Below are 15,524 nucleotides of genomic sequence, written 5' to 3'. Positions count from 1 at the left end.
CGCACGCGTGAACACGCCCGGCACCCGCATCGCCGACTTCATTCCGCCGCAGGTGCGCGCGCGGTTGAAGGACCTGCGTCTGACCTCGCGACGCGCGGTCGGATTGCAGGGGCTGGGCCTGCATCACAGCCGCAGTCGCGGCGCCGGACTGGAATTCGCCCAGTACCGCGCGTACGAACCCGGCGACGAACTGCGCCAGATCGACTGGAAGCTCTACGCGCGCTCGGACCGCTTCTTCGTGCGCGAGGCAGAGCGCGAAAGCCCGCTGGCCGTATGGCTGCTCATCGATGCCAGCGCGTCGATGGCGCAGGAAGACAAGGCGCGGCCGGGCTGGTCGCGGCTTGCGGCGGCGAAGGGACTGGCGGCGTGCATCGCCGAACTCGCGCTGAAACAGGGCGATCGTTTCGGCCTCGTCGCGTTGCGCGACGACGGCGTGCGCCTGCTCGCGCCCGGCGCCGGATTGCGCCAGCGCGACCGCTTCCTGCTGGAACTGCACGGCTTGCAGGCACGCGGCCGCTGGCCGTCGCCGGAGCAGTTGCGCCCGTTGTGGGAGCGCATCGGCGCGGGGGATCTGGTCGCATTGCTCAGCGACGGTTTCGATGACGGCGCGATCGAGGTGATGACGCGACTGGCCGCCGCGCGCCGCGAAGTGCTGGCGGTGCGCATCCTCACCGCCGAGGAGCGCGACTTCCCGTTCCAGGGCGGCCACCGCTTCCACGATCCGGAAACCGGCGAGGAACTGCTCGGCGACGGCGCGGCGATGCGCGCCGACTTCCTCGCGCGCTTCGTGCAGGCGCGACGCGAACTCGATGCGCGGCTGGACGCCAGCGGCATCCGCCATGCCGAATACGTCCTCGACCAGCCGCTGGACCTGCCGCTGCGTCGGCTGTTCGGCGCGCGCGACGCGGCGGAGTACGCGTGAGCCTGGCGTTCCTGATCCCTGCCGCACTGGCCGCGCTCGCGGCGCTGCTGCTGCCGCTGCTCATCCACCTGGCGCGGCGCAGCGAGCAGCGTCCCACCGAATTCGCCGCGCTGCGCTGGCTGCGGCAGAAGCCCAAGCCGCGCCACCGCATCCGCTTCGACGAATGGCCGCTGCTGCTGGTCCGCCTGCTGCTGGTGGCGTTGATGGCGGCGTTGCTGGCGCGGCCCGTGCTGCACGGCGGCGAGAGCGAGGCGCCGTATGTCGCGGTCGTTCCGGGTGTGGATGCCGCGCAGGTGCGAGCGTCCGTGCCGGTCGCGGCAAACGCGCGCTGGCATTGGCTGGCGCCGGAGTTCCCGCAGATCGACACGCAGCCCGCCGCCTCGAACGCGTCCATCAGCAGCCTGCTGCGCGACCTCGATGCCCATCTGCCGCCGGGCGTTGCGCTCACGGTGATCGCGCCCGAACGTTTGCAGGGCGCGGACGCGCAGCGTGTCGTCCTGTCGCGTCGCGTCGACTGGCGCGTAGTGCCCGGTGCGATGCCCGCGCCTGCGGCCTTGCCCGCCACGCGGGCGCCCGACCTCGTGGTGCGCCATGGAGTGGGCGCGGAGTCCGCGTTGCCCTATCTGCGTGCCGCCGTCGCCGCGTGGCAGCCGCCGGGCAACGCGCCGGTTGCGCTCGATACTGCGCCCGTCGCGCAGGCATGGCCCGGCAAGACGAAGCATCTGGTGAGGCTCGCTCCCGGCACGGTGCCGGCGAACGTGCGCGACTGGACTCGCGCGGGCGGAACGTTGCTGCTGGCTGCGAACGCCAGGCTCGAAGACGCACCGCCCATGGCCGCGCTGTGGCGCGACGAGGCGGGCGATGCGTTGATCGAAGGTGCCGCGTACGGACACGGCCGCGTGCTGCGCTTCACGCGCGCGCTCGTGCCGCAGGCGATGCCGGCGTTGCTCGATGCCGACTTCGCGCAGCATCTGCGCCGCGCGCTCGAACCCGCCGGGCCGCCGCCCGCACGCGTACTGGCGAAGGCCCATGCGCCCGCCGACGGCGGCGCCGTATTCCCGATCGCGCCGCGTGACGTGCAGCCGTGGCTGGCCCTTGCGATCGCGTTGCTGTTCCTGGTCGAACGCTGGCTGGCGACGGGCCCGCGCAGGGCGGTGGCGCCATGAGTGCGGCGAACCTCCTGCAGCACGCCTGGCAACAGGCACGCACGCGCCGCGCGCTGGATGCCATCGCGTGCGTGCTGCCGTGGGCGCTGGTCGCATCGACGGTGGCGTGGCGATGGCACGGCGTCGTGCTTGCGTCGACGGTGTTCGTCGTTGGCGTGGTCGCGGCGATCGCCTTCGGCGTGCAGCGTGCGCGCAAGCTCGACACGCGCTGGCTGGTGCAGCGCCTGGACGCTGCGCGTGCCGACATGGAGGACAGCGCCGACCTGCTGTTCGCGCCGGATGCCGGGCTGACAACTCTCGAACGCCTGCAACGCGAACGCCTGCAGACGCGCCTTCGGCACGGAGCGGCGCCCGATCTGCGGCCGCGCTGGTCGCTGCGCGCGATCGTGCTTTCGGCGGCGCTGGCGATGCTGGCCGCGGCGGCGGTGGTCTTCTGGCCCGCGCGACCGGCGCAGATGTTCGACGACGTCGTCGCGCAACTCAGCGGCGAAGCGGCGGCGCCCACGCACACGCGCATCGTCGAACAGAACCTGCGCGTGACACCGCCCGCGTATACGCGCCAGGGCGCGCGCGACGAACCCACGCTCGACACGCGCGCTCCGCAGGGAACGCGCCTGCAATGGGCATTGCGACTGGCCCCGCAACCCGCCGCAGCGGAACTGGTCTTCCACGACGGCCGCCGTGTCGCGTTGCGGCGCGACGGCGAGACATGGCGCGGCGACCACGTGCTCACGCGCTCGGCGCTCTACCGCCTTGTGCTGCGCGATGCACCGCCGCTGCGCGAAGCCCGGCCGCACCGCCTCGATGCCATCGCCGACCGCCCGCCGCAGGTGCGCGTGATCGAACCCGATCGCAGCCTCAGCCTCGCCACGCCGGGGCAGAAGGGGTGGCCGGTGGTGTTCGAGGCCAGCGACGACTTCGGCGTCGCGCCCGTGGCCAGGCTGCGCGTGACGCTTGCACAAGGCAGCGGCGAGAACATCACCTTCCGCGACCAGATCGTGACGCTGCGCGCCACGGGCGGCGCGACGGTGAAGCGCTTCGCGCATCACTTGGATCTGGGCGCGCTCGGTTTCGCCGTGGGCGATGACCTGATCGCCCAACTGGAAGTGGAGGACAACCGCACGCCGTCGCCGCAGACCGCGCGCAGCGCCAGCCTGATCCTGCGTTGGCCGTCCGAGCTGGGCACCGAAACCAGCGACCTGGAAGGCATGGTGCGCAAGGTGATGCCCGCGTATTTCCGCAGCCAACGCCAGATCATCATCGACGCCGAGGCATTGCTGAAGGACAAGCGCCGTCTCGATGCCGACGAATACCTGCGCCGCAGCGACGCGATCGGAGTGGACCAGCGCCTCCTGCGCCTGCGTTACGGCCAGTTCCTCGGCGAGGAAGCCGAAGGCGAGCCCAAGCCGCCGCCGACATCGGACGACGTGTCCGCCGTGACCGAATCCGACACCGAGGCGGCCGGTCACGCTCACGCCGACGAATCCAGCGCGCCGCAGGACGATCACGTGCACGACGACGCGAAGGGAACGGCCACGTTCGGCCAGGAAGGCGCAGTGCTGGAGGAATACGGCCACACGCACGACCACGCGGAAGCGGCGACGTTGCTGGATCCGGAAACGCGCGCCACGCTCAAGCTTGCGCTCGACGCGATGTGGCAGTCCGAAGGCCATCTGCGACAGGGTCATCCGGAGCAGGCGCTGCCTTACGCGTACACGGCGCTCAAGCACATCAAGCAGGTGCAGCAGGCCACGCGCATCTACCTGGCACGCGTGGGGCCGGAGCTTCCGCCCATCGACGAGACGCGCCGCATGAGCGGCGACCGTGCCGGCATCGCGCGTCGCGACGATGCGTTGGCGCGCGCGACGCCGCCCGATCCCACGCTCGATGCCCTGTGGCGCGCGCTGGACGACACGCCGGGGCGCGAGGCCGCGGCCGAGGTCGATTTCGCCGCGCTCGAACGCTGGTTGCGCACGAACGAATCGCGCGTTCCCGATCCGTTGTCGTTCATCGCCGCGGTCGATGCGCTGCGCGCGCAGCCCGCGTGCGTCGCGTGCCGGCATGAATTGCGTGCCCAGCTGTGGCCGCTGTTGCCGCGCCCGCCGGCGGCGGTGCCGCGTCGCGATGCAGGCGACGCGGACGGCCGTCGCTACCTCGACGCGCTGCGGCGGGAGACGACCCGATGAGCGATCTGTTCTCGCCGACGACGACGGCCGTCGTGCTCGCGCTCGCGGCGATGCTCGGCATCGTGCGCCTGCTCGTGCGCCATCTGCGCGCGGAGCCGTCGCAACGCTCGCATGCCTGGCGCATCGCGGCGCTGGTGATCGCGCAGCCGCTGTGCGCGGCGCTGCTGTACTTCGCGCTGTGGCCGCCGACGGTGCCCGGCGAGGCCGGAACCCTGGTGGTCGTCACGGCCGGCGCACCGCGTGCGCAGTTGGCGGCGGGCGACGCCGCGGTCGCGCTGCCGGAAGCACCGGCCTGGTCGGACGTGGAGCGCGCGCCCGATCTGGCGACCGCACTTCGCCGCCGTCCCGGAACGCAGCGCGTGCGCGTGATCGGAGCCGGCCTGGAGCTGCGCGATCTCGATGCGGCGTCGACCATCGCCATCGAGTTCACGCCGCCGCCGCTGCCGCGCGGGCTCGTCGAACTCGCCGCGCCGGCCCGCATCGCGGCCGGCGATGAATTCCGCATCTCCGGTCGTGCCGCACAGTTGGCCGGCGGGCAGGTCGAGCTGCTCGATCCCGCGCGTCGTCCGGTCGATCGCGTCGCGATTGCGGACGACGGGCGTTTCATGGTCACGGGCACGGCGCGCGGCACGGGAGGAATGCGGTTCCGCCTGCGCCTGCACGATGAGCGAAAGCGCGTCGTCGAGGAAGCCGATGTGCCGTTGCAGGTGCAGGAAGCCGCGCCGCCGCGCGTGCTTGTGCTGGCGGGTGCACCCGGGCCGGAGGTGAAGTTCCTGCGGCGCTGGCTCGACGATGCCGGCCTGCCGATGCACGCACAGATCGCGGTCGGTGGCGGCGTGCAGCTGGGCGACGCGCCGATCTCGCTGGATGCAGCGAGCCTGTCGCGTTTCGATCTGGCCATCGTCGACGAGCGCGCGTGGTCCGCACTGGGCGAGGGTCAGCGCGCCGCGCTCGAAGTGGCCGTGCGCGACGGGCTCGGCCTGTTGGTGCGCATCACCGGTCCCTTGTCTGCCGGCGAACGCGGTCGGCTGCGGTCGCTGGGCTTCGCGCTCGACGGTGGACGCGATTCGGTTCCGGTGAAGCTGGCTGCGGGCACGCGCGAGGATGCGATGGAGCGCGCGCGCATCGGCCCGGGAACGCAGGACGCACCGCGTGCGCACGACGCGGCGCCGGCAGAGATGCCGCCGCTGACGCGACGCGACGCGCGGCTGTCCGCGTCCGACGGCGTGGCGCTGCTGCGCGATGCGGACGGCACCGCGCTGGGCCTGTGGCGCGCGCACGGACGCGGTCGCGTGGGCGTGTGGTTGCTGGCCGACAGCTTCCGCCTGATGCTGGGCGGACGCGATGACCTGCATGCCGCGCTGTGGAGCGATGCGGTCTCCGCGCTTGCGCGTGCGCAGGCGGCGCCTGGCTTCGATATCGATGCGGATGCGCGACAGGACCGACGCGTCGCATTGTGCGGCGTGTCCGACGGCGCAAGGGTGATCACGCCGGACGGCGCTTCGCATGCGCTGCTGCGCGATCCCGTCACCGGCGCGCGCGCATGCGCAGCGTTCTGGCCGACATCGGAAGGCTGGCACCTGCTGCGTTCCGGCGATCGCACGCAGGCGTTCTTCGTTCGCGCGACCGATGCGGCGCCGGGGCTACGGGCGCAGGCATTGCGCGAGGCCACGCTGCAACGCGCGGCGGATTCGCAACGCAGTATGGCGCAGGCGGACGCCGCGCTGGCGCCGCGTCATCCGACGGCGCGCTGGCCGTGGTGGCTGGCATGGCTGCTGGCCAGCGGCGCGTTGTGGTGGCTGGAACGTTCGCGGGCCGGGCGACGCCTCAGCGCAGCGTGATCGCGCGCGAGGCGCGCGTGTCGACGTGGAGCGAATCGCGCAGCAGCTTCAGCGAAGCCTGCTTGCGCCCTGGCGTTTCCGATGCCACGCAGTCCGACGGCACGAACAGCCGGTAGCCGTGCATGCCGGCGTCGGTCGCCGTCGCGAGCACGCAGACATCGAGCGCGATGCCGGTGAGGATCAGCGTGTCGGCGCCGAGCCGGTCCAGCAGCAGGCGCAAGGGCGTGTCGTGGAAACCGGAGCGCTCGGGCTTGAGCACGAAGAAGTCATCGTCCTCGGGGTGCAGCAGCCTGACCAGCGGCGCGCCCAGCGATGCGTCCTGCGCGCACTGCGCGACGACCTGGCGGAAGTCGGAGCGCCATTGGCCGTAGTTGTCGTTGACGTAGACGACCGGAACGCCGCGCGGCTTCAATCGCGCCTTCAGTCGCGCGATGCGCTGCGCGGCCGGTCGCGCGGATGCGAGCAGCTTCGCGCCCTGCGCGAAGTCGAGCGCGTTGATCATGTCGATGATCAGAAGGGCGTGGCGTTTCACGTCGCGGCAGCCTCCAGCGATGGAAGGCTAGGGTCGGCGAACTTTCGTGAGCGCGATGTCTCGACGCATCCGCGCTTGCCGATGGACGCCACAACCTTCCACCGTTCGTCCTGAGCGTAGGCCGCAGGCCGAAGTCGAAGGACCCGGCGGGACCGTTGCGTGACCGGCCTGCTCATCCTTCGACTCCGGGGCTTCGCCCCCACGCTCAGGACGAACGGGATCGGATGGATTCGCCTCGCCGCTCGGGATGAAGTGCAAGGTCGGCGCCCCTCTGCCTTGTCGGAGGAGGGGCGCCAGTCACTTCGCAGAACGGCTCAGTTCACCGGTGCGTAGCGCAGCGTGAGGAACCACTCCCGCCCCGCCTGGTTGTAGAACGCCACCGTCTCGTACTCGCGGTCGAACACGTTGGCCACGCGGGCCTGCAATGTCAGCGCGGGCGTGATGGCGTATTCGGCGCGCAGGTCGAGTGTGCCGTAGCCGCCCAGGCGACGCGTGTTGGCGACGTCGTCGAAACGCGAGCCTTCGCCCACGGCGGTCAGGCCGATGCGGAAATCGCCGAATGCGCGGTCCACGTCGACACGCGCGCTGTTCTTCGCGCGGCGGGCGAGTTCGTTGCCTTCGTAGAAGCCGCTGCGGTTCTCGGTGTCGAGGTAGCTGATCGCGCCGGCGATGGTCCATTCGGCGACGGTCGTGTCCACGCCGAGTTCGGCGCCCTGCATGCGCGCGCGTTCGACGTTGTTGGGCAGGCCCAGCGCGGCGTCGAAGGCGATGAGGTCGTCGACCTCGGTGCTGAAGGTGTCCAGGCGCACGTTGAGCGTATCGCCGCGCCAGGCCACGCCCAGTTCCCAGGTGTCGGAATCTTCCGGACGCAGGTTCGCGTTGCCGAAGAACGGAAAGTAGAGCTCGTTGAACGTGGGCGCCTTGAACGCGCTGCCGTAGCCGGCGGTGATGCGCCAGTTCTGCGCGAACTCGATGCCGTATGCGGCGCTGCCGGTGGTGTGGCCGCCGAACTGTTCGTTGTCGTCGCGGCGCACGCTGGCTTCCAGCGATTGCGCTGCGAAGCGACCCTGGTACTGCACGAATGCGGCCTTGTTATCGCGGCTGCTCTCGTCGTACGGCGTGGTACTGCTCACGCTGTCTTCCAGCCAGTCCAGGCCGACGGTGAGCAGGTGGTGCTCGGCCAGGCCGAAGTCGCCCTGCAGCGTGGCGCTGTCGCGGTAGGTGCTGAAGTAGTCGAGGTAGGTGTCGCCGAGGTAGTTGTCGGACGCGTCCTGGTTGCGGCCGGCGGTGAGGTGCAGGTCGACGCGGTCGTTCGGGTGCCAGCGCAGCTTGCCCCCGACGACCTGCTGCACGGTCTTGGCGCGGTCGGTGAAGTCGCCGTCGAATTCGTTGTCGCCTTCGTTGCGCAACGCGTGGCCTTCCAGGGTCCACTGCTCGTTGAAGTCGACGCCGCCACGCACGGAGAGTGCGTCACGCGTGTAACCGTCGCGGTCGGGCTGCGAGTCCGGCGCGATGAAGCAACCGGCACCGTCGAAGGTCACCGGGTCGAAATAGCCGTTGCAGGCGTTGATGCCCTGCGTGTGGCTGCGTGAGTAGTCGGCGCCGAACCAGGCGCGGCCGTTGCCGCCGCCGAAGCCGGTGGCGAATTCGTTGAGGCCGTTGGAACCGCCGCCGACGGTGACGCGCGGAGCGAAGCCTTCGCGGTCGCGTCGCGTGAACACCTGGATCACGCCGCCGATGGCGTCGGCGCCGTACAGGCTGGAACGCGGGCCGCGGACGATCTCGACGCGGTCGATCAGATCGACCGGCAGATCCTGCAGCGAGGCCAGGCCGGACGTCGCCGAACCGATGCGGATCCCGTCGACCAGCACCAGCACGTGGTCGGATTCCGCGCCGCGCAGGAATAGCGTGGTGAGCTTGCCCTGGCCGCCCTGGTTGGACAGCGTGATGCCGGCGCGTCCGCGCAGCAGGTCGGGTAGCGAACGCGCCTGGCTGCGGCGGATCTGCTCGGCGTCGACCACTTCCACCGGCGCGAGCGCATCGTTGACCGTCACGGCGGTGCGGTTGGCGGTGACGACGACTTCGTCCAGATCGGTCGCCTGCGGCGCGGCGTGGGCGAGCGCGGGCAGGGCGAGCGCGCAGGCGAACGCGAGGGCGTGGACGGGGGCATTGCGGCGGAAGGACATCGGAATTCTCCAGCGCACGACGGCGCCGACGGCAAAAGGAACGGTTGCCGGGAGAGAGTGGGCCGCGGAATCGGAAGCGGAACGCCGACGTCGCCGCCGCGACGCCCTCCGCATCGCAACCAGTGGCGGGTCCATGCTGATTCCAGACAGGCTGTTTCCAGTCGGGACCCTTGCGTCGCAGGCCGGTCTCCGGACTCGCGAGTGGAGGAGGCCCTCCGGCTGCGGCGCCTTCCCGTGCGTGTGCACAGTGGCGGTGTGCCGAGCTCGAACTCGCTTACCGTTGCGGGGGCAGTGCCGGACTGGCCGCGTGGCGGCGTCACCGACTTCCCGTTTCAACCCGCCGGCAGGACGCCGCCGGGTCACCTCGAAGCGGGGCGAAGTCTACGGCATTTTCGCGTGGAGGCTTGGGTTCGCGGTGTGCAAAGCCCTCTCACGCTTGCGGGAGAGCGGTGGGAGCGAAGGAAAGCGCGCGGAGCGTTGAAGGGCCCAGGCGAGTCTGAAGCCTCGTCTCCGTTTGCCCTCATCCGCCCTTCGGGCACCTAGTCCCGCAAGCGGGAGAAAGGGAGGTGCTCGGAGTGCAGACTGTCTCGATCAGTCCCGATCCGCAGGCTCGTCGAACAGCGTCGGCATCGCGATGGTGTCTTCCTCGCGGGCCATCTGCGTCGTCGTAACCGGCGCGGCGGCCGGCTTGTAGCGCGGCGGCGGCAGCAGGGCGGTGGCGGCATCGGCGGCCTGGATGAGCTCGCCGCGGCGCTCGTCGGAAATCTCCTGCCAATGGCAGTCCTGCAACGCGCCTTCGATGGCGTACAGCAGGTTCAACGTCGGCTTGAAGCCGGCGCGCTTGACGCGCATGAAGGCCTCCACCGTGCCCACCGCGGCGAGGTCCTCGCGTGTGCGCAGTCCGACCTGGCGCAGCCAGGCGGCGGACTTCGGGCCGATGTTGCGCAGCTTGTCGGTGCTGGTCGTCATTCCAGTGACTCCACATATGCCCGCGCGATGGACTCCAGGCCGTGCTGGTCTTCAACGTTGAAACGGTCCAGGACCGGACTGTCGAGGTCGAGCACGCCGATCAGCTCGCCATTGGCGGAGACCAGTGGCACGACCAGTTCGGAGTTGGAGGCCGAGTCGCAGGCGATGTGGCCGGGGAAGGCGTGCACGTCGGGGACGAGCTGGGTCTGCCGGGTGGAGGCGGCTGCGCCGCACACGCCCTTGTCGAGCGGAATGCGCACGCAGGCGGGCAGTCCCTGGAACGGACCCACGACCAGCTCGGTGCCGTCGAAGAAGTAGAAGCCGGCCCAGTTGAGTTCCGGCACCGCGTTGTAGATCAGCGCCGCCAGGTTGGCGGCGTTGGCGATGCGGTCGCGTTCGCCATGCATGAGCGCACGCGCCTGCGCGAGCAGTTGCGCATACTGTTCCGACTTCGTGCCGCTTAGACTTTCGCTGGTGAACATGAGTGCCTCTTTTCCGCAGTCTACCAGCGTACTTGGGGCCGGCAGGGCCGCTCCGAAAGGGGCCGCGTCGTGAGCCGCGGCTGGTTCGTCACCGGCACCGACACCGGCATCGGCAAATCGCTGGCCAGTGCGACGCTGTTGCATGCGCTGCGCGCGCGCGGGTTGCGCGCGGTCGGCATGAAGCCGCTTGCCAGCGGCTGCGAGCGCACGCCGGAGGGATGGCGCAACGAAGACGCGCTCGCCCTGCAGGCGGCAAGCGCGCCGCGCCCTGCGTACGAGGACGTCAATCCATTCGCCCTGCCCAATCCGCTGGCGCCTGAACTGGCTGCCGCCGACGCAGGCATCCGCGTTACCCTTGCGCCGATAGAAAGCGCATTCGCACGCCTGTCCTCGCAGGCCGATGCGGTGGTGGTGGAAGGTGTGGGCGGTTGGGCCGCGCCGCTGGCCGCCGATCTGGACCAGGCGGACGTGGTGCGCGCGCTGGACCTGCCGGTGGTGATGGTCGTGGGGCTGCGCCTGGGCTGTCTCAACCATGCGCGACTCACCGCGCGGGCGATCCAGGCCGATGGTCTGCATCTGGTGGGCTGGATCGCCAACGACATCGACCCGGCCATGGAGCGCGCCGATGACAACTTCACGCTGCTGAAGCAGCACCTGCCGGTAGCGTGCTGGGGACGGCTCCCGTTCCGCGAAGCGCCCGATCCGGCACAGCTGGCGGCTTTGCTTCAACCGGCCTGATCGGCGATAGGCGTGACCAATGGGAGATGGGCCGCTCCCGACAAATGCTAGACTGGGCGGTATAGGAATTCGAACCCTACCCGGGCTGCGACGCCCGTCATGAAGGAATTGGAGTCTTCCCCCATGGTCAAGAACCCGCGCACGGTGGCGATCGCTGCCGCGTTGGCCCTCGTACTGTCCGCCTGCGGCGGCAAGGATCAGCCCCAGGGCGGCGAGATGCCCCCGCCGGACGTCGGTGTGGTCAAGGTGCAGCCGGGCGACGTGCCGCTGCAGAAGGATCTGGTGGGCCGTCTGGCCGCGTTCCGCAGCGCGGACGTGCGTGCGCGCGTTCCGGGCGTGCTGCAGCGCCGGGTCTATGAGGAAGGCAGCGACGTGAAGGCCGGGCAGGTGCTGTTCCTGATCGACCCGGCGCCGTTGCAGGCCGAAGTCGGCCAGGCCCAGGCCTCGCTGGCCTCGGCGCAGGCCAACTACGCCAACGCCAAGGCCGCCGCCGATCGCGCCCGCCGCCTGGCGCCGGAGAAGTTCGTCTCGCAGTCCGACCTGGACAACGCCATGGCCGCCGAGCGCAGCTCCGGTGCCGCGGTGAAGCAGGCCGAGGCGGCGCTGGCGAATGCGCGCATCAACCTGGGCTACGCCACGGTGACCGCGCCGATCAGCGGCCGCGCGAACCAGCAGCAGGTCACCGAAGGCGCGCTGGTCGGGCAGGGCACGCCGACGCTGCTCACCACGGTCGACCAGATCGACCAGCTCTACGTGAACTTCTCCCTCAGCGTCACCGAGCTGGAGCAGGTGCGTCGCGCGCAGACCACGCAGGGCGATTCGAAGGTGACCGTCGTCCTGCCGGACGGCACGCCGTACGAGCGCCAGGGCAAGCTGGACTTCTCCGGCGACGTCGTCGATCCGAGCACCGGCGCGATCGCGCTGCGCGCGCTGATCCCCAACCCCGACAAGACGCTGCTGCCGGGCACGTTCGTGACCCTCAAGACGGTGCTGGGCGTGACGCCCAATGCCTACCTGGTCCCGCAGGCCGGTGTGCAGCGCGATGCCAAGAGCGCCTTCGTGCTGGTCCTCGGCAGCGACGGCAACGTCGCGCGCAAGGACGTCGTGGCCGACCGCCAGCAAGGCGGCAACTGGGTGGTGACCAAGGGCCTGGCCCCGAACGACCAGGTCATCGTCTCCGGCGTGCAGCGCGCGCAGCCGGGCAAGCCGGCCAAGGTTTCGCCGGCCGACGCCGCGGGCAAGACCGCCGGCGATGCATCGAAGGCGCCGGCCGCGAAGGCCGCCGGTGAGGAACCGGCCAAGAAGGACTGACCCCACGCCATGTCCAGATTCTTCATCAACCACCCGGTCTTCGCCTGGGTCATCGCGATCCTGATCTCGCTGTGCGGCGTGCTCGCGATCCTGAACCTCGGCGTCGAGTCGTATCCCTCCATCGCACCGCCGCAGGTGACGGTGTCCACGTCCTATCCCGGCGCCAGCGCCGAGACGGCCGAGGGCGCGGTCACGCAGGTGATCGAGCAGCAGCTGACGGGCATCGACAACCTCGTCTACTTCTCCTCGTCCTCCAGCTCCAGCGGCGGTTCCAACATCACCCTGACGTTCACGCCGGGCACCGACCCGGACATCGCGCAGGTGCAGGTGCAGAACAAGGTCGCGCTCGCCACGCCGCGCCTGCCCACCGAAGTGGTGCAGCAAGGTGTGGTCGTGGCGAAGGCCAACGCGGGCTTCCTGAAGGTCGTCGCGCTGCGCTCGGACGACGAGTCGATGGACCGCGATGCCCTCAGCGACATCGTCGGTTCGCGCGTGCTCGACCAGATCGCGCGCGTGCCGGGCGTGGGCAGCACCCAGCAGTTCGGCAGCGAATACGCGATGAACATCTGGTTGAACCCTGACCAGCTGCGCGGCTTCGGTCTGTCGGCCACGCAGGTGCTCACCGCGGTGCGCGGCCAGAACGTGCAGTTCGCGGCCGGCAAGATCGGCTCCGACCCTGCGCCGGCGGAGCAGGGCTTCACTGCGACCGTGTCCGCCGAAGGTCGCTTCAGCACGCCCGAGCAGTTCGGCAACATCATCCTGCGCACGAACGGCGACGGCACCACGGTGCGGCTGCGTGATGTCGCGCGCATCGGCCTGGGCGCGACGTCCTACGGTTTCGACAGCCGCTGGGACGGCAAGCCGGCCGCCGGTTTCGCCATCCAGCTGGCGCCGGGCGCCAACGCGCTGGGCGTGGCGGAGGCCGTCACCAAGCGCATGAACGAACTGCAGGCCACGTTCCCGCAGGGCGTCACCTGGTTCTCGCCGTACGACAGCTCCACCTTCGTCGCCGTCTCGATCAAGGAAGTGATCAAGACGCTGTTCGAGGCGATCGTGCTCGTGTTCCTGGTGATGCTGATCTTCCTGCAGAACCTGCGCGCGACGCTGATCCCCACGCTGGTCATTCCCATCGCGCTGCTCGGCACGTTCCTGGGCATGTACTTCATCGGCTTCACGATCAACCAGCTCAGCCTGTTCGGCATGGTGCTGGCGATCGGCATCGTGGTGGACGACGCGATCGTGGTGATCGAGAACGTCGAACGCATCATGACCGAGGAAGGACTCTCGCCGAAGGCGGCGACACGCAAGTCGATGAGCCAGATCAGCGGCGCGGTCGTGGCGATTACGGTCGTGCTGGCGGCGGTGTTCATCCCCTCGGCGTTCCAGGGCGGTTCGGCGGGCGAGATCTACAAGCAGTTCGCCATCACCATCGCCATGGCGATGTTCTTCTCGGCGTTCCTCGCGCTGGGCTTCACGCCCGCGCTGTGCGCGACGCTGCTCAAGCCGACGGCCGACCATCATCGCGACAACTTCGTCTTCCGCACCTTCAACAAGTACTACGACAAGATCGCCAAGACCTACGTCGGCCACATCGGCCACGCGATCAGCCACGCACCGCGCTGGATGATGGTGTTCGGCGTGCTGGTGGTGCTGTGCGGATTCCTGTTCACGCGCATGCCGGGCAGCTTCCTGCCCGAGGAAGACCAGGGCTACGCGATCGCCCTGATCAACCTGCCGCCGGGCGCGACGATCAATCGCACCAACGCCGTGCTGGAAGAAGTGCGCGCGACGATGGCGAAGGAAGACGAGTTCGACGGCATCTTCACCGTCGCCGGCTTCAGCTTCGTCGGCCAGGGCGAGAACGTGGGCATCGCGTTCATCCGCCTCAAGCCGTGGGACGAGCGCAAGGTCACCGCGTCGGAGTTCATCCAGAAGGCCAACGGCGCGCTGTTCGGCATCCGCGACGCGCAGATCTTCGTGATCAACCTGCCGACGGTGAGCGGCCTGGGCCAGTTCGGCGGCTTCGACATGTACCTGCAGGACCGCCAGGGCCAGGGCCGTGAGGCGCTGACCGAAGCGCGCAACACCCTGCTGGGCAAGGCCGGTGAGGACAAGGCGCTGACCGGCGTGCGTCCGAACGAACTGGAAGCCTCGCCGCAGCTGCGCCTGGACGTCGACCGCGTGCAGGCGACCTCGATGGGCCTGTCGGTGGGCGACATCTACAGCGCGATCCAGCTGATGCTGGCGCCGGTGTACGTCAACGACTTCGTCGACGCGGGCCGAGTGAAGCGCGTGACGATGCAGGCCGACGGCCCGTACCGCACGGGCCCGGAATCGCTGGCGCGCTTCTACACGCCCAGTCCGCTGACGCAGGCGGGCCCGGGCGAAGCGACGTCGATGGTGCCGCTGTCGAACGTGGTGCGTAACCACTGGATCACCGCGTCGCCGTCGCTCACGCGATACAACGGCTACGCAGCGGTGGAAATCGTGGGTTCGCAGGCACCGGGCCACAGCTCGGGCGAAGCGATGACCGCGATGGCGAACATCGTCGAGAAGGACCTGCCGCAGGGCTTCGGCTACGACTGGACGGGCCAGTCGTACCAGGAAATCCTGTCGGGCAACCAGGCGCCTGCGTTGCTGGCGTTGTCGATCCTCGTCGTGTTCCTGTGCCTGGCCGCGTTGTACGAAAGCTGGTCGGTGCCGGTCGCGGTGCTGCTGGTGGTGCCGCTGGGCGCGCTCGGCGCGGTGCTGTTCTCGCTGCTGCGCGGATTGCCCAACGACATCTACTTCAAGATCGGCCTGATCACGGTGATTGGTCTTGCGGCCAAGAACGCGATCCTGATCGTGGAGTTCGCCATCGAGCAGCGCCAGCACGGCAAGACGCTGCGCGAGGCGACGATCGAGGCCGCGCACCTGCGCTTCCGTCCGATCCTGATGACGTCCTTCGCCTTCATCATGGGCGTGTTCCCGCTGGCGATTTCCAGCGGCGCCGGCGCGAACTCGCGTCACGCCATCGGCACCGGCGTGATCGGCGGCATGATGTTCGCGACCTTCCTCGGCCTGCTGTTGATTCCGGTGTTCTACGTCGCGGTGCGTCGCCTGCTGGGCGACAAGATGGACGAGAAGCCGGTGATCGAACAGGACGACGAGGATGAACACCTGCGGCCGCGACCGGTGAGCTGATCCCCGGA

Annotated in this window: 11 protein-coding genes and 1 riboswitch; of the genes, 7 read left to right on the top strand and 4 right to left on the bottom strand. The window is 69.7% G+C overall.

Annotated features, from left to right (window positions below; translation table 11 throughout):
* Positions 1–7: 7 nt before the first annotated feature.
* The 4 genes from AAFF32_RS00740 to AAFF32_RS00725 are packed head-to-tail and all read left to right on the top strand — an operon-like array spanning position 8 to position 6,115.
* Positions 8–922: a DUF58 domain-containing protein gene (locus AAFF32_RS00740; RefSeq protein WP_342316155.1), complete on the top strand. Its 915-nt coding sequence runs from the start codon at positions 8–10 to the stop codon at positions 920–922.
* Positions 919–2,088, top strand: coding sequence for a BatA domain-containing protein (locus AAFF32_RS00735; RefSeq protein WP_342316154.1), 1,170 nt, complete (start codon positions 919–921; stop codon positions 2,086–2,088). Before AAFF32_RS00740 ends, AAFF32_RS00735 begins: the two co-directional genes overlap by 4 nt.
* The gene (locus AAFF32_RS00730; protein ID WP_342316153.1) at positions 2,085–4,274 is read left to right on the top strand and encodes a hypothetical protein; all 2,190 of its coding nucleotides are present in this window, start codon (positions 2,085–2,087) and stop codon (positions 4,272–4,274) included. The genes AAFF32_RS00735 and AAFF32_RS00730 overlap by 4 nt, the downstream gene beginning before the upstream one ends.
* Positions 4,271–6,115 (top strand): carboxypeptidase regulatory-like domain-containing protein, encoded by a 1,845-nt coding sequence (locus tag AAFF32_RS00725; RefSeq protein WP_342316152.1) that lies wholly within the window; start codon positions 4,271–4,273, stop codon positions 6,113–6,115. Before AAFF32_RS00730 ends, AAFF32_RS00725 begins: the two co-directional genes overlap by 4 nt.
* Here AAFF32_RS00725 and AAFF32_RS00720 read toward each other — a convergent pair.
* From AAFF32_RS00720 to AAFF32_RS00705, 4 genes are all read right to left on the bottom strand, one after another.
* Entirely contained in the window at positions 6,102–6,647 is a 546-nt protein-coding gene (locus tag AAFF32_RS00720) for an isochorismatase family cysteine hydrolase (RefSeq protein ID WP_342316151.1), read from the bottom strand. The two genes, AAFF32_RS00725 and AAFF32_RS00720, sit on opposite strands and share 14 nt — an antisense overlap.
* A gap of 314 nt (positions 6,648–6,961) precedes the next feature.
* On the bottom strand, positions 6,962–8,833 hold the full coding sequence (gene btuB, locus AAFF32_RS00715) for a TonB-dependent vitamin B12 receptor (RefSeq protein WP_342316150.1): 1,872 nt from the start codon (positions 8,831–8,833) through the stop codon (positions 6,962–6,964).
* Between the two features lie 162 nt (positions 8,834–8,995).
* Positions 8,996–9,204: riboswitch (cobalamin riboswitch) on the bottom strand.
* Positions 9,205–9,424: 220 nt separating this feature from the next.
* The gene (locus tag AAFF32_RS00710; protein ID WP_216965870.1) at positions 9,425–9,802 is read right to left on the bottom strand and encodes a TfoX/Sxy family protein; all 378 of its coding nucleotides are present in this window, start codon (positions 9,800–9,802) and stop codon (positions 9,425–9,427) included.
* Positions 9,799–10,284 carry a GAF domain-containing protein gene (locus AAFF32_RS00705; protein ID WP_216965872.1) on the bottom strand — a complete coding sequence of 162 codons (486 nt, stop codon included), beginning with the start codon at positions 10,282–10,284 and terminating at the stop codon, positions 9,799–9,801. The genes AAFF32_RS00710 and AAFF32_RS00705 overlap by 4 nt, the downstream gene beginning before the upstream one ends.
* A gap of 69 nt (positions 10,285–10,353) precedes the next feature.
* Here AAFF32_RS00705 and bioD point away from each other — a divergent pair, with 69 nt between their 5' ends.
* The 3 genes from bioD (at position 10,354) to AAFF32_RS00690 (ending at position 15,516) form a co-directional block, all read left to right on the top strand.
* On the top strand, positions 10,354–11,022 hold the full coding sequence (bioD, locus tag AAFF32_RS00700; protein ID WP_216965873.1) for a dethiobiotin synthase: 669 nt from the start codon (positions 10,354–10,356) through the stop codon (positions 11,020–11,022).
* A 123-nt stretch (positions 11,023–11,145) separates the two neighbouring features.
* The gene (locus tag AAFF32_RS00695) at positions 11,146–12,333 is read left to right on the top strand and encodes an efflux RND transporter periplasmic adaptor subunit (protein ID WP_216965874.1); all 1,188 of its coding nucleotides are present in this window, start codon (positions 11,146–11,148) and stop codon (positions 12,331–12,333) included.
* Positions 12,334–12,342: 9 nt separating this feature from the next.
* Complete coding sequence (locus AAFF32_RS00690) at positions 12,343–15,516, top strand: multidrug efflux RND transporter permease subunit (protein ID WP_216965875.1); 3,174 nt, start codon at positions 12,343–12,345, stop codon at positions 15,514–15,516.
* The last annotated feature ends 8 nt before the right edge of the window (positions 15,517–15,524 follow it).

Source organism: Lysobacter sp. FW306-1B-D06B (genome assembly GCF_038446665.1).
In the GTDB taxonomy this organism is placed as follows: Bacteria; Pseudomonadota; Gammaproteobacteria; order Xanthomonadales; family Xanthomonadaceae; genus Lysobacter_J.
Note: the sequence above shows the minus strand (reverse complement) of the source record. Positions and strands in the feature narration are given on the sequence as shown.

What these genes read in the sequence shown, in the direction of transcription:
- AAFF32_RS00695 (WP_216965874.1), top strand. Translation starts at nt 11,146, where the DNA reads ATGGTCAAGAACCCGCGCACGGTGGCGATCGCTGCCGCGTTGGCCCTC.
- AAFF32_RS00730 (WP_342316153.1), top strand. Translation starts at nt 2,085, where the DNA reads ATGAGTGCGGCGAACCTCCTGCAGCACGCCTGGCAACAGGCACGCACG.
- AAFF32_RS00710 (WP_216965870.1), bottom strand. Translation starts at nt 9,802, where the DNA reads ATGACGACCAGCACCGACAAGCTGCGCAACATCGGCCCGAAGTCCGCC.
- AAFF32_RS00725 (WP_342316152.1), top strand. Translation starts at nt 4,271, where the DNA reads ATGAGCGATCTGTTCTCGCCGACGACGACGGCCGTCGTGCTCGCGCTC.
- AAFF32_RS00705 (WP_216965872.1), bottom strand. Translation starts at nt 10,284, where the DNA reads ATGTTCACCAGCGAAAGTCTAAGCGGCACGAAGTCGGAACAGTATGCG.
- AAFF32_RS00690 (WP_216965875.1), top strand. Translation starts at nt 12,343, where the DNA reads ATGTCCAGATTCTTCATCAACCACCCGGTCTTCGCCTGGGTCATCGCG.
- btuB (WP_342316150.1), bottom strand. Translation starts at nt 8,833, where the DNA reads ATGTCCTTCCGCCGCAATGCCCCCGTCCACGCCCTCGCGTTCGCCTGC.